This window comes from Streptomyces sp. NPDC101237 (genome assembly GCF_044767465.1).
GTDB classification, from domain to species: domain Bacteria; phylum Actinomycetota; class Actinomycetes; order Streptomycetales; family Streptomycetaceae; genus Streptomyces; species Streptomyces gramineus.
Map to the genome: position 1 here is coordinate 89,228 of NZ_JBIWNY010000023.1, position 17,565 is coordinate 106,792.

A 17,565-nucleotide genomic window follows, 5' to 3' on the forward strand; every position below is an offset into this window, starting at 1 on the left:
CGCCGTCACTTCTTGGACTGCTTGGCCGGGGCCGCGACCTGCTTCCAGTCCGGGTGGCCGGGCATCGGCGGGGTCTTCGCGCCGTACAGCCAGGCGTCGAAGAAGCCGGTGAGGTCGCGGTTCGCGACCGCCGAGGCCAGCCGGACGTAGTCGGCGGTGGTGGCGGTGGAGTCCCTGTGCCGCTGCACCCAGATCCGCTCCAGTCGCTCGAAGGCGGGCCTGCCGATCTCCTGGCGCAGGGCGTAGAGGGCGAGGGCGGCGCCGTCGTAGATGCTGGGGCGGAAGATGCTGATCTTCTGGCCGGGCTCGGGCACCTTGGGCCGGGCGGGCGGTCCGCCGGCGGCGCGCCAGCGGTCGGAGGCGCCGTAGGCGGCCTTCATCCGGTTGACCATGGGCTGCTTGCCCTTCTCCTCCGCGTACAGCGCCTCGTACCAGGTCGCATGGCCCTCGTTCAGCCAGACGTCCGACCAGACGCGCGGGCTGACGCTGTCGCCGAACCACTGGTGGGACAGCTCGTGCACCATGATCGACTCGATGTACCACTTGGGATAGGCGGGCTCGGTGAACAGGCCCTTCTCGAAGAGGGAGAGGGTCTGGGTCTCCAGCTCGAAGCCGGTGGCCGCCTGTGCCATGAGCACGCCGTACGTCTCGAACGGGTAGGGCCCGACCTTGCTCTCCAGCCAGGCGATCTGGTCCGGGGTCTTGGCCAGCCACGGTTCGAGGGCCTTGGTGTCGGCGGCCGGGACGACGTCGCGGACGGGGAGGCCGTGCGGGCCCTTGCGGCGCAGTACGGCGGAGCGGCCGATGGAGACCTGGGCCAGCTCGGTGGCCATGGGGTGCTCGGTGCGATAGGTCCAGGTGGTCTGCCGCCCGATCCTGGCGGAGTCGGTGGGGATGCCGTTGGCGACCACGGTGTAGCCGTTCGGTGCGGTCACGTGGAAGGTGAACATCGCCTTGTCCGACGGGTGGTCGTTGCACGGGAAGACCAGGTGGGCGGCGTCGGCCTGGTTCGCCATGGCGAGCCCGTCGGTGGTCCGCACCCAGCCGCCGTCCTGTCCCTTGGCGGCCACCGGGTCGCTGGTGTGCTTCACGGTGATCCGCGTCCAGCTGCCCTGCCGCAGCGGCCGGTCCGGTGTGACGACCAGGTCCTCGCCGGCGTTCGCGAAGGCGGCGGGCCGGCCGTCGACCTCGACGGACTCGACCTTGCCGTGCGCGAAGTCCAGGTTGACGCGGTTCAGGTCGGCCGTGGTCCAGGCGTCGATGGTGGTGACGGCCTGGAGCGGCTTGTCGTTGCGGCCGGGGTAGGTGAAGGAGAGGTCGTACGACGCCACGTCGTACCCGGGGTTTCCGAGGTAGGGGAAGAGCCGGTCGCCGATGCCCAGCGGCGCCGGCGGGGCGCTCGCGCCGAGCAGGGCGACGGACACGGCGGAGGCGAGCAGCGCGACGTGCCGGCGCCGGGGCCGACGGACGCGGAGGATGAGCGACATGGACCACCGCTACCAGCGCGCTCCCGGCCCGCGGTGACGCCTCGCGTCCGGTTCACTCGAACGGGTGCCTACTGATGTTGCGCTCGGTCCACGTCGTACACACCGGGCACGTTCCGCATCGCGCGCATCAGGGCGGGCAGGTGGGCGGCGTCGGGCAGCTCGACGGTGTAGGTGTGGCGGACGCGCTGCTGGCTGGGCGGCTCCACGGTCGCCGAGACGATCTCCGCGCCCTCCTGGGCCATCGCCTCGGTGAGGTCGGCCAGCAGGTGCGGGCGGCCGAACGATTCGGCGACCAGGGTGACCCGGCAGCCGGTGCTGTCGCCCCAGCTGACGGCGGTCTCGGGGCGTCCGCTGCCCTTCATGTGCGCGACCGAGGCGCAGGCCAGGCGGTGCACGGTGACCACTCCCCCGCGGACCGCGAAGCCGGTGACCTCGTCGGGCGGTACGGGCGTGCAGCAGCCGGCCAGCCGTACGGTCGCGTCGGGCCGGTCGACGACCACGGCGCTGGCGGTGCGGGGCGCGGCGGCCTGGGGTTCCGGGACCGGGCGGGTGGGCACGGTCACCGGGGTGTGCGGCTCGTCGGCACTGTCCGGGTGGGCGGCGAGCCAGCGCTGGATGGCGATGCGCGCGGCGGGCGTGTGGGCGTGGTCCAGCCATTCCCGGGAGGGTTCGGAGGCCGGGTCCTGGCCCATCAGCAGCTGGACGCTGTCGCCGTCCTTGAGGACGGTGCTGAGGGTGGCGAGGCGGCCGTTGACGCGGGCGCCGATGCAGGCGTGGGCGTCCTCGCCGTACTGGGCGTAGGCCGCGTCGACGCAGGTGGCGCCGTCCGGGAGGCCGAGGGTGCCGCCGTCGGGGCGGAAGACGGTGATCTCGCGGTCCTGGGCGAGGTCCTCGCGGAGGGTGGACCAGAAGGTGTCGGTGTCGGGCGCGGCCTTCTGCCAGTCGAGGAGGCGGGAGAGCCAGCCGGGGCGGGTCGGGTCGGCGCGCTCGCCGTCGTCCGGGGCGTCGGCGGGAAGTGCCTCGCCTGCCGGGGCGTAGGGGTTGCCGAGGGCGACGACGCCGGCCTCGGCGACCTTGTGCATCTGGTGGGTGCGGATGAGGACTTCGGCGACCTGCCCGTCGGCGCGGGCCACCGCGGTGTGCAGCGACTGGTAGAGGTTGAACTTCGGTACGGCGATGAAGTCCTTGAACTCCGAGACGACCGGGGTGAGACAGGTGTGCAGTTCACCGAGGACGGCGTAACAGTCCGCGTCCTCGTTGACCAGCACGAGCAGCCGGCCGAAGTCTGCGCCGCGCAGTTCGCCGCGTTTGCGGCCGACGCGGTGGACGGAGACGAAGTGGCGCGGTCTGATGAGGACTTCGGCGGGGATGTCGGCCTCGCGCAGCACTCCGCGCACCTCGTCGGCGATCTCGGCCAGGGGGTCGTCGGCGCGGGCGGCGTTCCGCGCGATCAGCTCTCTGGTGTGCGCGTACTCCTCGGGGTGCAGGATGGCGAAGACCAGGTCCTCCAGCTCGGTCTTCAGGGCCTGCACGCCGAGCCGTTCGGCGAGCGGGATGAGGACGTCGCGGGTGACCTTGGCGATGCGCTCCTGCTTCTCGGGGCGCATCACGCCGAGGGTGCGCATGTTGTGCAGACGGTCGGCGAGCTTGATCGACATCACCCGGACGTCGCTGCCGGTGGCGACGAGCATCTTCCGGAACGTCTCGGGTTCGGCGGCGGCCCCGTAGTCGACCTTCTCGAGTTTCGTCACCCCGTCGACCAGGTAACGGACCTCCTCGCCGAACTGTTCCCGGACCTGGTCGAGGGTCACGTCGGTGTCCTCGACGGTGTCGTGGAGCAGGGACGCCGTCAGGGTCGTGGTCTCGGCTCCGAGTTCCGCGAGGATCAGGGTGACCGCGAGGGGGTGGGTGATGTAGGGCTCGCCGCTCTTGCGCATCTGCCCGCGGTGCGAGGACTCGGCCAGCACCCAGGCGCGGCGCAGGGGTTCGAGGTCGGCGTCGGGGTGGTGGGCGCGGTGGGCCTCGGCGACGTGGCCGATGGCGTCGGGGAGCTTGCCGCGTGCGGCGTTGCCGAGCAGCGCGGCCCGGCCGAGCCGACGCAGATCGATCCGGGGGCGGGCCTTCCTGCGGGCCGCTGTGGGCACTACAGGTCCGGGCGTCGCAGGGTTCGTGGCCTCCGCACTCATGGGCACCTCCGGCTCGTGAACCGGCGGGCGGGGCCCCAGGGCATACGAGGCTCAGGGATCGGTGGCGTTCCCCCGTCCGTGCCGGTGCTTGATGCTATCGAGCCCAACACACCCGACTGACCGCCTCTCGCCCAGCGTGAAACGGATCACCCATTCGAGCGACGACTTGGAGGTTTACGATTTTGCGCCACCTGTTCGGGGGGTGGCCGACGTTTCTCGCCGTCGGCGGCAACACGAGCCGTGGATCGGGGTGTTGGACGGCGCCCCGGACCACGGTTCTCGGTGGGTGACCGGTTCAGCGGGTGGCGTTTTCCAGCCACTCGGAGTCGATCTCCCCTTCGGCCACGATCACGGCGGGGCCGGTCATCTCGACCTCGCCGTCGGGCCGCTCGGTGATGACGAGACGTCCGCCGGGCACGTCGACGGTGTAGGTGGCCGGGCTTCCGGTGACCGCGGGGTCGGTGCCGTCGCGGCGGGCGGCGGCCACGGCGACCGCGCAGGCGCCGGTGCCGCAGGAGCGGGTCTCGCCGGAGCCGCGCTCGTGCACGCGCATGGCGACATGGCGCGGGCCGCGGTCGACGACGAACTCGACGTTGACCCCGTCGGGGTAGACCGAGGCCGGGCTGAAGGGCGGCGGGGTGCGCAGGTCCCCGGCGTCCGCGAGGTCGTCGACGAAGGCGACGGCGTGCGGGTTGCCCATGTTCACGTTCCGGGCGGGCCAGATGCGGTCCCCGACGCTCACCGCGACGTCGACCCCGGGGAGAAGGGCACGGCCCATCCCGACGGTGACGTCGCCGTCCTTGGCGATGTGGACGGCCTTGATCCCCCCGCGGGTGGCGACGGCGAGGTCGCCCGCCGGAGCCTGCCCGGCGTGCTGGAGGTAGCGGGCGAAGACGCGGACGCCGTTGCCGCACATCTCGGCGATCGACCCGTCGCCGTTGCGGTAGTCCATGAACCACTCCGCCTCGGCGGCCATCCCCTTGGCCTCGGGGTGCGCGGCGGACCGGACGACGTGCAGCACGCCGTCGGCGCCGATCCCCGCCCGGCGGTCGCACAGGGCGGCCACGGCGGCCGGGGTGAGGTCCAGGGCGTTGTCCGGGTCCGGGACGATCACGAAGTCGTTCTCGGTGCCGTGGCCCTTGAGGAAGGGGATGCGCATTCTTAGATCGTACGGGAACGGCTCTCGGGAACGGCGCCGGCCAGGGCCGGTCGAGGGCACGTCGTGGCTGGTCGCGCGGTTCTCCGGGAGCGGCTGCCGGGTGCGCCCCGCGGTTTCCGGGGACCCGCCTCCGGGGGCGCCACGGTTCTTGGGGACCCGTCTCCGGCGCGCCGCGGTGGGCGCGGTCACCACTCGGGGCGGCCGCGCGGTACGCGGCTCAGCGCAGCCGGGCCACGCGCCAGACGGCCAGTACGACGACGATCGCGACCAGGACGACGTATCCGATCACCACGCGCCAGTCGGGCCTGCGGTCCGAGCCCCTGGCGGGGAACCCGGGCACGGTGTAGCCCACCCTGCGGGCCGCCATCATGCCCCAGCCGGCCGCGCACGAGCAGATCAGCAGGCCCAGCATCGCGATCACCGCGCCGCTGTCGCCGAAGTCGAAGGCGAGCGGGAAGGCGAACATCAGGGAGCCCATCGCGGCCAGGCCCACGATCGGGGCCAGCTGCCACAGCCGCAGGCGCCGCTGCGGACGGAGCTCGACCTCGACCTCGGGGCCGCCGGCGAACATCTCCTCCGGCTCGGGGCCGTCGGCGGTCACTCCGCCGCCCACCGTGTCGTCCGGACCGTCAGGCGTCAGCCGGTCCGCACCCTCGTCCGGATCACCCGGTTCCACGGCCACGTACTCGGTGTCTCGCGCGGTGTCGCGAGGGCCGGCCTCCATCGCCACGCGCCCTCCCAACTAGGACTCCACTTGCGATCGAAGCTCGATGATGGCACGGCGCCGAAGGCCCCGATGACCGGTGGCGCATCCCGATGCCATCACGTGATCAGGCTGTGACCGGTCGTTCGAGCAACGCCAGGGCCTGTCGCGGAAGTTCCTCGCGATCCGCCGCGGCCCCACTCAGCCAGTGCACCCGGGGGTCCCGCCTGAACCACGAATCCTGCCGGCGCGCGAAGCGTTTGGTGGCGCGGACGGTCTCGTTCCGCGCCTCCGTTTCCGTGCATTCACCGGCGAGCGCCCCGAGGACCTGCTGGTAGCCGAGCGCCCGTGACGCGGTACGGCCCTCGCGCAGTCCGTGCGCCTCCAGGGCGCGCACCTCGTCCACAAGTCCGGCCTCCCACATCCGGTCGACGCGCAGCGCGATCCGCTCGTCCAGCTCGGGGCGGGCCACGTCCACGCCGATCTGGACGGTGTCGTAGACCGAGTCGTGGCCCGGAAGGTTGGCGGTGAAGGGCCGGCCGGTGATCTCGATCACCTCGAGGGCCCGGACGATGCGACGCCCGTTGCTGGGCAGGATGGCGCGGCCGGCCTCGGGGTCGGCGGCGGACAGCCGGGCGTGCAGGGCGCCGGAGCCGCGCAGGGCGAGTTCCTCCTCCAGGCGGGCCCTGACCTCGGGGTCGGTGCCGGGGAACTCCAGGTTGTCGACGGCGCCGCGGATGTACAGCCCGGAGCCGCCGACCAGGATCGGCCAGCGGCCCTCGGCGAGCAGCGCGTCGATGCGGGCCCGGGCGAGCCGCTGGTACTCGGCGACGGAGGCCGTGACGGTCACGTCCCAGACGTCGAGCAGGTGGTGCGGGACGTCGGCGCGCTCTTCGGGCGTCAGCTTGGCGGTGCCGATGTCCATCCCGCGGTACAGCTGCATGGAGTCGGCGTTGACGACCTCGCCGCCCAGCCGTTGGGCCAGGAAGACGCCGAGGTCGGACTTTCCGGCCGCGGTGGGGCCGACGACGGCGATGACACGGGGGGCGAGGGGTGCGCTGCTCACCGCACCAGTCTCGCAAACCTCGGCGGCGGGTCTCGAACGAGTTACGTGACAGTCCGTGTCCGCCTTCGTTGCCCGTTGCGAGGTTCCCGCCGCCATCGAGAGGCGGTGACCGGGGTGGCGCAGTCGTGTGCACCGGGTCACGCGGGATTTCGCTCGCACGAGTAACGTATGGAGTGGATATGGGCGTTTTTGCACGGTTCCTCGGAAAGAAGCGGAAGACCACGGAGGAGCCGGTCACCGAGGCCCCGGCCTCCGTCGAGCCGGACGGGTCGGCGGCCCGGGACGCGGTGAAGGAGACGGCGGAGGAGACCGCAGGGGCCTCGGTGACCGAAGGCACGGACGCGGACGGCGGCGAGAGCGCGGCGGCACCGGCGCAGCCGGCGCCGGTCGCGGCCGGCGCCGCCGAGAGCACCGAGATCCCCAGGCAGCAGTCCGCCAAGGAGGCCGCCGACAACGAGGTCGGCGAGGGCGTCCGCACATAGCGGTCCGCGAGGGAAGCCACAGGGAAGGTAGCCATGGGTCTGATGGACAATTTGAAGGCCAAGCTCGGCCCGGCCAGGGACCGGGTCTCCGACCTCGCGCAGCAGCACGAGGACAAGATCGACAAGCTCCAGCACGGCATCGACAAGGCCGCGCGGGTCGTCGACGAGAAGACCAAGGGCAAGTACAGCGACAAAATCCAGACGGGCACGGGCAAGGCCAAGGACGCCATGGACCGGTTTGTGCACCCGGATGCGACCGACCCCACCGCCCCGACCCGGCCCGGGGATCCGCCACCGGCCCCCTGAGCCGGACGGGACCCCGCAGATCGGCGGACGGCCGAGAGTCACCCGACTCCCGGCCGTCCGCCGATCTGCCGGGGATTCCGGCCGGTGCGCGAGGGTGGGCGGAAGCACGGCTGGGGGCGAGGGCGAAGGTGCACGCGGTGCGGTCGCGTGGAGGAGTCGTTGCGCGGAGGAGTCGTTGCGCGGAGGAGTCGTTGCGCGGAGGAGTCATTGCGCGCAGGCGCCGCGCGGCCCGAGGGCTCAGGACCAGGTCGCCACGAGGTAGCAGACGCCGTACGGCGCGTCCTCGTGGAGGAGCGCACCGGCGAGGCCCGCGCCCTCGGCCGCACCGGCCAGGACCTGCCAGGGGGCCCGGCCCGAGGCCTGGAGCTCGGCGGCCAGGTCGGCGTCGAGTGCCTTGATCGCCGTGAGGTCCGCGGTGCCGAGCGCGCGGGCCGCCTCGGCATCGAACGGGGCCGCCCGCTCGTCGAGGTAACCGGGCGCCTTCAGGGTGCGGCAGGCACTGCCGTCGCCCACGACGAGCATCGCCACCCGTGCGGCTCGCCCGGCGATCTCCCGGCCCGCGCTGACGCACCGCTCGGCCCCCAGAGGCTCGCCCACCCCCAGCCCCTCGATCGGCGCGTCGGCCCACCCGGTGCGCTCCAGCAGCCAGGCGCCGACCGCGAGCGAAGCGGGCAGCTCCCGCTCGGCGGCCTCGCCGCTGCCCAGCCGTACGCCGACGTCGACGCCGAAGCCCCGGAAGGAGCCCCGGCTGCCCTGCGGGAACACGCCCCGCCCGGACGGGTCGGCCGGCCCGACCACGACCAGCAGGTCGGGCCTCGCCGCGGCGAGTACGCCCAGCGCGTCGGCGCAGGCGGCCCGCGCGGCGTCCAGCTCGGGGGCGGCGCCCGCGGCGATCTCGGGCACGAGGAGCGGCGGGCAGGGGCAGACTGCTGCGGCGACAAGCATGACCGGCAGCGTAGTCGTGACGACCGTCCGGGACCGCCCTCGGCTCAGCCGGTCACACGGGCCGCCGGGACCGTCGCGGACCCGGCGGGTCCGATTCCACGGGGACCGTGCCCGGTACGACGAGGGATCACGGCCGACGTGACGGTCCCGTTCGGTCAGTCGCAGCCGCAGCCGCTTCCCGCGGCCACCGGCAGCGGCTCCGGCACGCCGATCTTCGGCAGCCCGAGCAGCACACCCGCCGGCTTGGCGGCCTCCGCGGCGTTGCGCTTCTCCCAGGCGTCGCCCGCGCGGGTGCGGCGCACGTCCAGGACGGCGCCCTCGGCGAGCAGGTGGTGCGGGGCGGCGTAGGTGATCTCGACGGTGACGACGTCGCCGGGCCGTACCTCCTGGTCCGGCTTGGTGAAGTGGACCAGCCGGTTGTCGGGGGCGCGGCCGGAGAGGCGGTGGGTGGCGCCGTCCTTGCGGCCCTCGCCCTCGGCGACCATCAGCTCCAGAGTGCGGCCGACCTGCTTCTTGTTCTCGTCCCAGGAGATCTGCTCCTGGAGGGCGACGAGGCGCTCGTAGCGCGCCTGGACGACCTCTTTGGGGATCTGGTCGTCCATGGTGGCGGCCGGGGTACCGGGACGCTTGGAGTACTGGAAGGTGAAGGCCTGGGCGAAGCGGGCCTCGCGGACCACCCGCATGGTCTGCTCGAAGTCCTCCTCGGTCTCGCCGGGGAAGCCCACGATGATGTCGGTGGTGATCGCCGCGTGCGGGATCGCGGCCCGCACCTTCTCGATGATCCCGAGGTACCGGTCCTGCCGGTACGAGCGGCGCATGGCCTTGAGCACGGTGTCCGAACCGGACTGCAGCGGCATGTGCAGCTGCGGCATCACGTTCGGCGTCTCGGCCATGGCGGCGATCACGTCGTCGGTGAAGTCGCGCGGGTGCGGCGAGGTGAAGCGGACGCGCTCCAGGCCCTCGATCTGCCCGCAGGCGCGCAGCAGCTTGCTGAAGGCCTCACGGTCGCCGATGTCGGAGCCGTACGCGTTGACGTTCTGGCCGAGCAGGGTGATCTCGGAGACGCCCTCGCCGACCAGGGCCTCGATCTCGGCGAGGATGTCGCCGGTGCGCCGGTCCTTCTCCTTGCCGCGCAGGGCCGGGACGATGCAGAAGGTGCAGGTGTTGTTGCAGCCGACGGAGATCGACACCCAGGCCGCGTAGGCGCTCTCGCGGCGGGTGGGGAGCGTGGAGGGGAAGGCCTCCAGCGACTCGGCGATCTCCACCTGCGCCTCCTCCTGCACGCGGGCGCGCTCCAAGAGGACGGGCAGCTTGCCGATGTTATGCGTACCGAAGACGACGTCGACCCAGGGGGCCCGCTTCACGATGGTGTCGCGGTCCTTCTGCGCCAGGCAGCCGCCGACGGCGATCTGCATGCCGGGGCGCTTCGTCTTCATCGGGGCGAGGCGGCCGAGGTTGCCGTAGAGGCGGTTGTCGGCGTTCTCCCGGACGGCGCAGGTGTTGAAGACGACGACGTCGGCGTCGCCGTCCGCTCCCTCGGGCGCGCGCACGTACCCGGCGTTCTCCAGCAGTCCGGACAATCGCTCGGAGTCGTGGACGTTCATCTGGCACCCATAAGTGCGGATTTCGTAGGTTTTAGATGAACGAGGGTCCACAGCCGGGCTCCGGTCGCTGTTGCTGGTCATGACTAAAGGGTAGGCGGTCCCGCCGACACCCCGGCCCGGACCGCCGGACGGGCCCCGCCCGGCACGGTCGCCCGTACGTCCCAAGCACCGGCACCGGCACCGGCAGGGGCAGCGGCAGCCGTGTGGCGCACCCGACGCGAGAGCCGGCCGCTCCCGACCCCCTCGCCGCTCCCCCGCTCCCCCTCCCTCGGGCCTCGCTGCCCGCGATCTCCTCGGACGCCGACCCGGCGCGCGGAAAGGTCCGTACCGGCTGCGTCAAGGGTTGTAGAAGCGAGGTGATCCGGAGCGGGTCGAGCGGTCGGGAACCGAAGACGGCGGCCGCCCGGCGCGGGATGGCTGTGCCCGGATCGGCCTCGTGTCGCCGCATCGGCGGCAACTTCGTTGATTTCGGCTTCAGTTGTTGACGGCGGACACCGCTGGGTCTACAACCCGAGGGAGCGCTCTCAGATCTGCTGTTGCTCCATCCCCACCAACGCCGAACCGGCTTGAGGAGACCCGCATGCAGAGTTACGCCGGCGTGCCCACCCGCAGACCACCGTCAGGTGCCGTGCGGCCGCGCACGGCTCTCGGACTGGTCGTCGTCCTGATCGCCGCGTTCTTCGCGGTCCTCGCCCCCACCCCCGCGCACGCGGCGGACCAGCTGCTGTCCCAGGGCAGGCCGGCCACCGCCTCCTCGACCGAGAACGCGTCCTTCCCCGCGAGCGCGGCGGTCGACGGCAACACCGGTACGCGCTGGTCCTCGGCCTTCTCCGACCCCCAGTGGCTGCAGGTCGACCTCGGGTCGGTCCAGCAGCTCAGCCGGGTGAGCCTGACCTGGGAGGCGGCCTACGCGACGGCCTTCCAGATCCAGACCTCCACCGACGCGGCCACCTGGACCACCGTCTACTCCACCAGCACCGCCACCGGCGGAACCCAGAACCTGACGGTCAGCGGCAGCGGCCGCTACGTCCGTCTCTACGGCACCGCCCGGGCCACCCCCTACGGCTACTCCCTGTGGGAGTTCCAGGTCTATGGCCCCGGCTCCACCACCCCGCCGGACGACTTCTGGGGCAGCACCAGCGACATCCCCGCCGCGCACAACGCCGTCGAGGTGAAGATCCTCAACCGCACCAACGGCAAGTACCCCGACAGCCAGGTGTACTGGAGCTTCAACGGCCAGACGCACTCCATCGCCGAGCAGCCCTACCTCGACATGCCGGCCAACTCCGCCGGCCGCATGTACTTCTATCTGGGCTCACCGAACAGCGCGTACTACGACTTCATCGAGTTCACGGTCGGCAACAACGTCTTCAACGGCAACACCACCCGCGTCGACGCCTTCGGCCTGAAGCTGGCCATGCGCCTGCACAGCAAGGACGGTTTCGACACGGAGGTCGGCGAGAACCGGCAGACCTTCGCCGAGGACCGCGCGACCACCTTCCAGCGCTTCACCAACGCGGTGCCGGACCAGTTCAAGGTCCTCGCCCAGACCCAGGCCCCTTACCGGATCATCGCGCCCGGCAGCGACCCGAGCTTCCGCGCGGGCGGCGCCAACGCGAACTACTTCACCTCCTACGCCCAGTCGGTCGGCTTCAACGCGGCCACCTCCGACATCTTCGGCTGCGCGGCCTCCCTGGCCTCCAACCCGGACATGTGCGCCGCGCTCAACCGGCACGTCGCCACCCTGCCGGCCTCCCAGCAGTCCGACCCCAGCCGGTTCTACACGGCGGCTCCGGCGAACTACTACGCCAAGTTCTGGCACGACAACGCCATCAACCACCTCGCCTACGGCTTCCCCTACGACGACGTGGCGGGCCAGTCCTCGTTCATCTCCCACGCCGACCCGCAATGGCTCCTGGTCGCCGTCGGCTGGTAGCCGCCCCGGCCTCCCGGCTCTCGCTCGCACGTTGACCCACCGCACCACCACGGCCCGTCTCCGGCATCCGGGGACGGGCCGTGGCCGGCGCCGGGCCCGTCCGACCGGCCGGGGCCGCGTCGGCCACCCTGAGCCTGCCACGCCGGCCATTCGCCGCCCGGTTCACCGCCGGGCCGGGCCCGCGACCGTGATGGCCGAGACCGCGTCGTCCGCGGCGTGGCCGCCCGCGATCGCCTCGCCCCAGCGCTTCCGCAGGGCCTCGGCCGTCCGTAGCGGGGGCGGATGTCCGCCATCGTCACTCGGTCGTGCGCCGGAACAGATCGTTCAGGTCCGTCTGCGCGATCTGGTGTTCGGCGTAGGAGAAGGTGCCCCGGTCCTTGAGTTCCCTCGCCGCGCCGAGCAGGTGCGCGTACATGGCCCGGGCGATGCTGCCGCCGACCGTGACCCGGCGTACTCCCAGGTCGCGCAGGTCGGCCAGGGACAGGGCGGCGCCGGTCAGACCCATGACGACGTTCAGCGGGCCGTCGATCTCGCGGACCAGGGTGCCGATCGTGTCCGCGTCGGCCGCTCCCGGCACGAACGCGCAGTCCGCCCCGGCCGCCAGGAAGGCGTTGGCCCGCCGGACCGCCTCGTCGAGCGGGCCTCCGGTCAGCAGCACGTCGGTGCGGCCGAGCAGGACGAACGGCTCACCCGACGCGTCGACAGCCTCCCGGGCGGCACGGATGCGGTCCGCCGACAGTTCCGCGTCGTACAGCGGGCGGGAGCGGTCGCCGGTGAAGTCCTCGATGGTGCCGCCGGCGGCTCCCGCGGCGAGGGTCATCGAGATCGTCTCGGCCACGGTCGCGGGCGCCTCGCCGAACCCGTCCTCCAGGTCCGCGCTCACCGGGATCCGTACCTCGGCGGCGATCTCGCCGATCCGGCGGATCATGGTCGTACCGTCCACGCGGTCCCCGGCCGATCCCTCGTCGGCGTAGTCGTGGTCCGGGCGGCCCAGGGAGAAGGCCACGCCCGCGCTGGTGGTGGCCACGGCCGGGAACCCGGCCGACTCCAGGACGCGCGCGCTTCCCGCGTCCCAGGCGTTGGGCAGCAGGAAGCAGCCCTCGCGGTGCAGTTCGACGAAACGTGCGGCCAGTTCCCGACGCTGAGTGTCCACGGCGCCAGTCTGGCAGGAGCCACCGACAGCGAGGCTCCTGCGCGCCGCGGGCGGGTGCGCGACGGTGCCGGTGACCGGCTCCGGCGGCCTCCGGCGGAGGGCGTACTGTCGTGCGCGTCCGACACCCCCACGCGCCCGAGGAACATCCCAGGAGGATCCGCTCCGTGACCTGCCGCGTCATCCTCGTAGCCCCGGCGATCACCCCTTCGCTGCGGCGGGCCCGCTTCGACGACGGCGACTCCATCGAGAATCCGGAAGCGGTGGCGCTGTCGCTGCCCGCGGGCCGGGCGGTCAGTTCTCCGAGCGTCCGCTGCCGTGAGACGGCCGCCGCGCTCGGGCTCGACGCCGTCGCGGAGCCCCGCCTCGCCGGCCTCGACGCGGGCCGCTGGCGGGGCCGGACGCTGGAGGAGGTGGGCGCCGCCGAGCCCGAGGCGCTGGTCCACTGGCTGTCCGACCCGGCGGCGGCGCCGCACGGAGGCGAGTCGGTACGGGAGTTCCGCTCACGCGTCACCGACTGGCTGGAGAGCACGGGCCGCACCGCCGGCCGGACCGTCGCGGTCGTGGAGCCCGAGGTGGTGCGGGCCGTGGTGCTGCACGCGCTCGGGGCGCCCGAGGCGGCGTTCTGGCGCGTGGACGTGCCACCGCTCGCCGCGACGGAGATCACGGGCGGCCCCGGCCGCTGGAACCTCCGCCTCGGCCAGGCGGGCAGGTAGCGCCCGGCCCCACGGCGCCGCGGGCGACCTGACGCCCTAGCCGCGCGGCGGGGCCTCCGGCACCGTCACCGCCGACTCCGCGACCCCCGGTGCGCGGGCCCACGGCGCCCGGAGCCCGTCCCGCACCGCGCGTGGAAGCCGGCGGACGGCTCGCTCTGAGCCCGGGTCAGGACGCGCCGCCCGCGGTCCAGCCCTGGCGGCGCAGTTCCGCCGAGACGTCCGGCGCCCGGTAGTGCTCGCCCTTGAGCACCTTGCCGTCGGCCCGGCGGGCGACCTGTCCGCCGGGCCCCAGCTTGCTCATGTTGGAACGGTGGATCTCGGCGATCACCGCGTCCAGGTCGACGCCGTGCACCAGAGCGGTCCCGTACGCCACGTAGACGACGTCCGCCAGTTCGTGCGCGAGCCGGTCCAGGGGCCCGACGGCCACCTCGGCGACCTCCGCCGCCTCCTCGGCGAGCAGCTCTCCCCGGTGCGCGGCCAGCTCGGGGGAGATCTCCGTCGGCGTGGTGCGGATGTCCAGACCGAAGGCGTGGTGGAACTCTCGGACGAGGCGGGCGGGCGAGGAGCTGGTCATGCGGACGACTGTAGCCGCCGTCACCGACAGTCCCGGTCCGCCGCCGTACCCCGGCCCTGGTCAGGAAGGGGACCGGCTGGCAGGATCGCGCGCATGCCAAAGGTGTTTCCCCGGATCGGCAGGCGCCGTGCCCTGCAGGGCTCGGCCGCGGCCGTCGTCGCGTTCGGCCTGCTGCTGTGGTGGCTGCTGCCGCTCGGCGACAAGCCGCCGTCCGGGACGATCACCTTCAGCACGGGGACGCTGCGCGGGGTCTACCAGGAGTACGGCACGCGGCTGCGCACCGAGCTGAGCCGGGACATGCCCGGTCTGAAGGTGAACCTGGTCCAGAGCGCGGGGTCGTACGAGAACGTCCAGCGGGTGGCGACCGGCGAGGCCGACTTCACCATCGCGGCGGCCGACGCGGTGGAGACGTACGAACTCAACGGCGGCCGCGGTGCCGACCGGATGCGTGGGGTGGCACGTCTGTACGACGACTACGTGCAGCTCGTCGTCGCCCGCGACTCGGGCATCTCCAGCGTGGCGCAACTGCGGCACAGGCGGGTGGCGATAGGGCTGCCCGACTCGGGGGTCCGGCTGATCGCCAACCGGGTGCTCAGGGCCGCCGGGATCGATCCCACGAAGGACATCACGCCGCTGGCCGACGGCATAAACACCGGCCCGGACCGACTGCGCGACGGCAAGATCGACGCGTTCTTCTGGTCGGGCGGACTGCCGACCAAAGGCCTGCGGGACCTCGCGCGGACGTTCAGCTTCAGGTTCGTGCCGATAGACGGCGCTCTCGTGGCCAAGCTGCACTCCAAGAGCGAGGCGGCGCTCTACTACCGGGCGACCGACATGCCGGAGTCGGCGTACCCGTCGGTGCAGCAGGGCACGTCGGTGGCGACGATCGCGGTCTCCAACCTGCTGATGACCCGCGAGGACATGGATCCGCGCCTCATCGAGTGGGTGACCCGCACGGTCATCAAGAGCCGGGACGACATCGGCGCCCACGTCCACTCGGCGCAGCTGGTGGACCTGCGCACGGCGATCTACACGGATCCCCTGCCGCTGCAGGAGGGCGCGAGGCGGTACTACCGCTCCGTGAAGCCCTGAGGCCGGTCCCGTCAGCCGCTCCGCGGCACCGACACGGTCACCCGCAGGCCCCGCGGCTCGTGGTGCTCGTACGACAGCGAGCCGCCGCCCGCCGCCAGCAACGACCGGGTGATCGACAGGCCCAGCCCCGATCCCTTCACGTTCTGGTGACGCCCGCTGCGCCAGAACCGGTCGCCCACGCGGGCGAGTTCCTCGTCGGTGAGCCCCGGGCCCGTGTCGGTGACCACGACCTTCGACACGTCGCCCTCGGCCGCGACCTCCACGTCCACCGAACCTCCGTCGGGTGCGAACTTCACCGCGTTGTCGATCACCGCGTCCAGCGCGCTGGAGAGGGTGATCGGGTCGGCCCACGCGGTGGTCGCCGGGCACTGTCCGCTCAGCCGGACGCCCTTCGCCGCGGCGGCCGGTGCCCACGCGGCGACGCGCTCCGCCGCCAGCCGCCCGATGTCCGTCAGCATCAGGTCCGCCTCGGCGTGCTCGGCCAGCGCCAGGTCGAGCAGGTCGTCCAGCACCGTGGCGAGCCGCTTGCCCTCGGTGCGGACCGAGGCGATCTCCTCGTTGTCCTCGGGGAGTTCGAGGGCGAGCAGTTCGATGCGCAGGAGCAGCGCGGCCAGCGGGTTGCGCAGCTGGTGGGAGGCGTCGGCGACGAAGGCGCGCTGCTGCTCCAGGACTTCCTCGACGTTGTCCGCCATCTCGTTGAACGCGTGGGCCAGCCGTCTGAGTTCCGGCGGACCGCCCGCCGCGGCGACCCGGGACTTGAGCCGGCCGCTGGCGATCTCGTGGGTGGTGGCGTCCAGGACCCGTACCGGCAGCAGCACCCACCCGGTCAGCCGCAGTGCGGCGCCGACGGCGAGCAGCATCGCGGCGATCTCGCCGGCGCCGATGAACAGCCAGCCGCGCAGGGTCCGTGACCGCATCGGTCCGGTGGGCGAGTCGGTGACCACCACGGCGACGACGTCACCGTCGCGGATCACCGGGGAGGCCACGACGAGCCGGTTGCGCTGCCAGGGCCACACCTGCTGCGGGTCGTGGCTGCGCCGGCTGAGCAGTGCCTCGTCGTAGGCGGCGCGCACCTCGCCCGTCTTCGGCAGCACCCAGTCGTCGGGGGCGTTGGCCATGGAGGACGCGTTGCGGTAGAAGACGCCGGCACGGATGCCGTACACCTCGTAGTAGCTGATGAGTTCGCGGTGCAGGGTCTCCTGGCGGTCGTCGGTGCGCGTCGGGCGCGAGGCGCTGGGTGTGCCGTCGACGAACTGGGCGAGGGCCGCGAACCGCGCGGTGTCGTCGATGCGGTCCACGACGACCTTCTGCTGCTGGGCGGCGGCCACGCTGACGGCGAGAGGCACGCCGAGCGCGAGCAGGACGGCCGCCATCAGGACGATGAGCAGCGGGAGCAGGCGTGTGCGCACCCGTCCCCGCTACGCGGCCGGAGCGACGAGCCGGTATCCCACGCCTCGTACCGTCTCGATGAGCGCGGGCCTGCGCAGCTTGGCTCGCAGGGAGGCGACGTGCACCTCCAGGGTGCGGCCGGTGCCCTCCCAGCTGGTGCGCCAGACCTCGCTGATGATCTGCTCCCGGCGGAAGACCACCCCGGGCCGCTGGGCGAGCAGCGCCAGCAGGTCGAACTCCTTGCGGGTGAGCTGGACGACCTTGCCGTCCACGCTGACCTGGCGGGTGGGCAGTTCGATGTGGACGGCGCCGAGGCGGAGCGCGTCGTCGCCGTCGGCCGTGCCGTCCTCGTGGTGGGTGCGCCGGCTGACGGCGTGGATCCGGGCGAGCAGTTCCCCGGTGTCGTAGGGCTTCACCACGTAGTCGTCCGCGCCGAGGTTCAGGCCGTGGATGCGGGAGCGGACGTCGGAGCGGGCGGTGACCATGATGACCGGCGTGGCGGTGCGCTTGCGGATCTTGCCGCAGACCTCGTAGCCGTCCTGGTCGGGCAGGCCGAGGTCGAGCAGGATGACGTCGTAGCCGTCGCTCTCCGGGACGAGCGCCCGGAGGGCCTCCTCGCCGCTGCGGGCGTGGGTGACGGCGAACCCGTGCCGGGCCAGGACGGCGGAGAGCGCCGCGGCGACGTGGTTGTCGTCCTCGACGAGCAGCAGTCTCATCCCGGCCCCCTCCGGTTCAGCGGTCGTATCGCGCTGGTTCGCTCTCGGCTTGCC

16 protein-coding genes are annotated in these 17,565 nt (G+C 72.6%); 5 read left to right on the top strand and 11 right to left on the bottom strand.

The window, feature by feature from the left end:
* Window positions 1-5 precede the first annotated feature (5 nt).
* The 5 genes from ACIRQ9_RS30035 to miaA all read right to left on the bottom strand — a co-directional run bounded on the left by ACIRQ9_RS30035 (window position 6) and on the right by miaA (window position 6,601).
* Window positions 6-1,487, bottom strand: coding sequence for a M1 family metallopeptidase (locus ACIRQ9_RS30035; RefSeq protein WP_404180260.1), 1,482 nt, complete (start codon window positions 1,485-1,487; stop codon window positions 6-8).
* 68 nt (window positions 1,488-1,555) lie between these two features.
* Window positions 1,556-3,673: a RelA/SpoT family protein gene (locus tag ACIRQ9_RS30040; protein WP_404180263.1), complete on the bottom strand. Its 2,118-nt coding sequence runs from the start codon at window positions 3,671-3,673 to the stop codon at window positions 1,556-1,558.
* A 295-nt stretch (window positions 3,674-3,968) separates the two neighbouring features.
* Complete coding sequence (dapF, locus tag ACIRQ9_RS30045) at window positions 3,969-4,832, bottom strand: diaminopimelate epimerase (protein WP_404180266.1); 864 nt, start codon at window positions 4,830-4,832, stop codon at window positions 3,969-3,971.
* Window positions 4,833-5,049: 217 nt separating this feature from the next.
* Window positions 5,050-5,556: a hypothetical protein gene (locus tag ACIRQ9_RS30050; protein ID WP_404180404.1), complete on the bottom strand. Its 507-nt coding sequence runs from the start codon at window positions 5,554-5,556 to the stop codon at window positions 5,050-5,052.
* 106 nt (window positions 5,557-5,662) lie between these two features.
* On the bottom strand, window positions 5,663-6,601 hold the full coding sequence (miaA, locus tag ACIRQ9_RS30055; protein WP_404180269.1) for a tRNA (adenosine(37)-N6)-dimethylallyltransferase MiaA: 939 nt from the start codon (window positions 6,599-6,601) through the stop codon (window positions 5,663-5,665).
* Between the two features lie 179 nt (window positions 6,602-6,780).
* Here miaA and ACIRQ9_RS30060 point away from each other — a divergent pair, with 179 nt between their 5' ends.
* Window positions 6,781-7,083, top strand: a complete 303-nt coding sequence (locus ACIRQ9_RS30060; protein WP_404180272.1) for a hypothetical protein — start codon at window positions 6,781-6,783, stop codon at window positions 7,081-7,083.
* Between the two features lie 33 nt (window positions 7,084-7,116).
* The gene (locus ACIRQ9_RS30065; RefSeq protein WP_404180275.1) at window positions 7,117-7,389 is read left to right on the top strand and encodes an antitoxin; all 273 of its coding nucleotides are present in this window, start codon (window positions 7,117-7,119) and stop codon (window positions 7,387-7,389) included.
* Between the two features lie 237 nt (window positions 7,390-7,626).
* Here the strand turns inward: ACIRQ9_RS30065 and ACIRQ9_RS30070 are convergent, their stop codons facing one another.
* Both ACIRQ9_RS30070 and miaB read right to left on the bottom strand, forming a co-directional pair.
* Window positions 7,627-8,334: a class III extradiol dioxygenase subunit B-like domain-containing protein gene (locus ACIRQ9_RS30070; RefSeq protein WP_404180278.1), complete on the bottom strand. Its 708-nt coding sequence runs from the start codon at window positions 8,332-8,334 to the stop codon at window positions 7,627-7,629.
* A gap of 155 nt (window positions 8,335-8,489) precedes the next feature.
* Window positions 8,490-10,019 carry a tRNA (N6-isopentenyl adenosine(37)-C2)-methylthiotransferase MiaB gene (gene miaB / locus ACIRQ9_RS30075; RefSeq protein ID WP_404180281.1) on the bottom strand — a complete coding sequence of 510 codons (1,530 nt, stop codon included), beginning with the start codon at window positions 10,017-10,019 and terminating at the stop codon, window positions 8,490-8,492.
* 499 nt (window positions 10,020-10,518) lie between these two features.
* Between miaB and ACIRQ9_RS30080 the strand changes: the two genes are divergently transcribed.
* Window positions 10,519-11,874 (top strand): beta-1,3-glucanase family protein, encoded by a 1,356-nt coding sequence (locus ACIRQ9_RS30080; RefSeq protein WP_404180284.1) that lies wholly within the window; start codon window positions 10,519-10,521, stop codon window positions 11,872-11,874.
* Window positions 11,875-12,169: 295 nt separating this feature from the next.
* On the opposite strand, the gene ACIRQ9_RS30085 is transcribed toward ACIRQ9_RS30080, so the two are convergent.
* Window positions 12,170-13,027 carry an isocitrate lyase/phosphoenolpyruvate mutase family protein gene (locus ACIRQ9_RS30085; protein ID WP_404180287.1) on the bottom strand — a complete coding sequence of 286 codons (858 nt, stop codon included), beginning with the start codon at window positions 13,025-13,027 and terminating at the stop codon, window positions 12,170-12,172.
* 164 nt (window positions 13,028-13,191) lie between these two features.
* Here ACIRQ9_RS30085 and ACIRQ9_RS30090 point away from each other — a divergent pair, with 164 nt between their 5' ends.
* Window positions 13,192-13,740 (top strand): histidine phosphatase family protein, encoded by a 549-nt coding sequence (locus ACIRQ9_RS30090; protein WP_404180290.1) that lies wholly within the window; start codon window positions 13,192-13,194, stop codon window positions 13,738-13,740.
* A gap of 166 nt (window positions 13,741-13,906) precedes the next feature.
* Here ACIRQ9_RS30090 and ACIRQ9_RS30095 read toward each other — a convergent pair whose 3' ends face one another.
* Window positions 13,907-14,314 (bottom strand): hypothetical protein, encoded by a 408-nt coding sequence (locus ACIRQ9_RS30095; RefSeq protein ID WP_404180293.1) that lies wholly within the window; start codon window positions 14,312-14,314, stop codon window positions 13,907-13,909.
* A 93-nt stretch (window positions 14,315-14,407) separates the two neighbouring features.
* Here ACIRQ9_RS30095 and ACIRQ9_RS30100 point away from each other — a divergent pair, with 93 nt between their 5' ends.
* On the top strand, window positions 14,408-15,406 hold the full coding sequence (locus tag ACIRQ9_RS30100; RefSeq protein WP_404180296.1) for a TAXI family TRAP transporter solute-binding subunit: 999 nt from the start codon (window positions 14,408-14,410) through the stop codon (window positions 15,404-15,406).
* Window positions 15,407-15,417: 11 nt separating this feature from the next.
* On the opposite strand, the gene ACIRQ9_RS30105 is transcribed toward ACIRQ9_RS30100, so the two are convergent.
* Complete coding sequence (locus ACIRQ9_RS30105) at window positions 15,418-16,815, bottom strand: ATP-binding protein (protein ID WP_404180299.1); 1,398 nt, start codon at window positions 16,813-16,815, stop codon at window positions 15,418-15,420.
* 9 nt (window positions 16,816-16,824) lie between these two features.
* Window positions 16,825-17,511 (bottom strand): response regulator transcription factor, encoded by a 687-nt coding sequence (locus ACIRQ9_RS30110; RefSeq protein ID WP_404180302.1) that lies wholly within the window; start codon window positions 17,509-17,511, stop codon window positions 16,825-16,827.
* Window positions 17,512-17,565 lie beyond the last annotated feature (54 nt).

Excerpts from the sequence above, each read along its gene's own strand:
- miaB (WP_404180281.1), bottom strand. The coding sequence starts at position 10,019 with ATGACCAGCAACAGCGACCGGAGCCCGGCTGTGGACCCTCGTTCATCT.
- ACIRQ9_RS30100 (WP_404180296.1), top strand. The coding sequence starts at position 14,408 with ATGCCAAAGGTGTTTCCCCGGATCGGCAGGCGCCGTGCCCTGCAGGGC.
- ACIRQ9_RS30050 (WP_404180404.1), bottom strand. The coding sequence starts at position 5,556 with ATGGAGGCCGGCCCTCGCGACACCGCGCGAGACACCGAGTACGTGGCC.
- ACIRQ9_RS30060 (WP_404180272.1), top strand. The coding sequence starts at position 6,781 with ATGGGCGTTTTTGCACGGTTCCTCGGAAAGAAGCGGAAGACCACGGAG.
- ACIRQ9_RS30110 (WP_404180302.1), bottom strand. The coding sequence starts at position 17,511 with ATGAGACTGCTGCTCGTCGAGGACGACAACCACGTCGCCGCGGCGCTC.
- ACIRQ9_RS30040 (WP_404180263.1), bottom strand. The coding sequence starts at position 3,673 with ATGAGTGCGGAGGCCACGAACCCTGCGACGCCCGGACCTGTAGTGCCC.
- ACIRQ9_RS30080 (WP_404180284.1), top strand. The coding sequence starts at position 10,519 with ATGCAGAGTTACGCCGGCGTGCCCACCCGCAGACCACCGTCAGGTGCC.
- ACIRQ9_RS30065 (WP_404180275.1), top strand. The coding sequence starts at position 7,117 with ATGGGTCTGATGGACAATTTGAAGGCCAAGCTCGGCCCGGCCAGGGAC.
- dapF (WP_404180266.1), bottom strand. The coding sequence starts at position 4,832 with ATGCGCATCCCCTTCCTCAAGGGCCACGGCACCGAGAACGACTTCGTG.
- ACIRQ9_RS30070 (WP_404180278.1), bottom strand. The coding sequence starts at position 8,334 with ATGCTTGTCGCCGCAGCAGTCTGCCCCTGCCCGCCGCTCCTCGTGCCC.
- ACIRQ9_RS30095 (WP_404180293.1), bottom strand. The coding sequence starts at position 14,314 with ATGACCAGCTCCTCGCCCGCCCGCCTCGTCCGAGAGTTCCACCACGCC.
- ACIRQ9_RS30035 (WP_404180260.1), bottom strand. The coding sequence starts at position 1,487 with ATGTCGCTCATCCTCCGCGTCCGTCGGCCCCGGCGCCGGCACGTCGCG.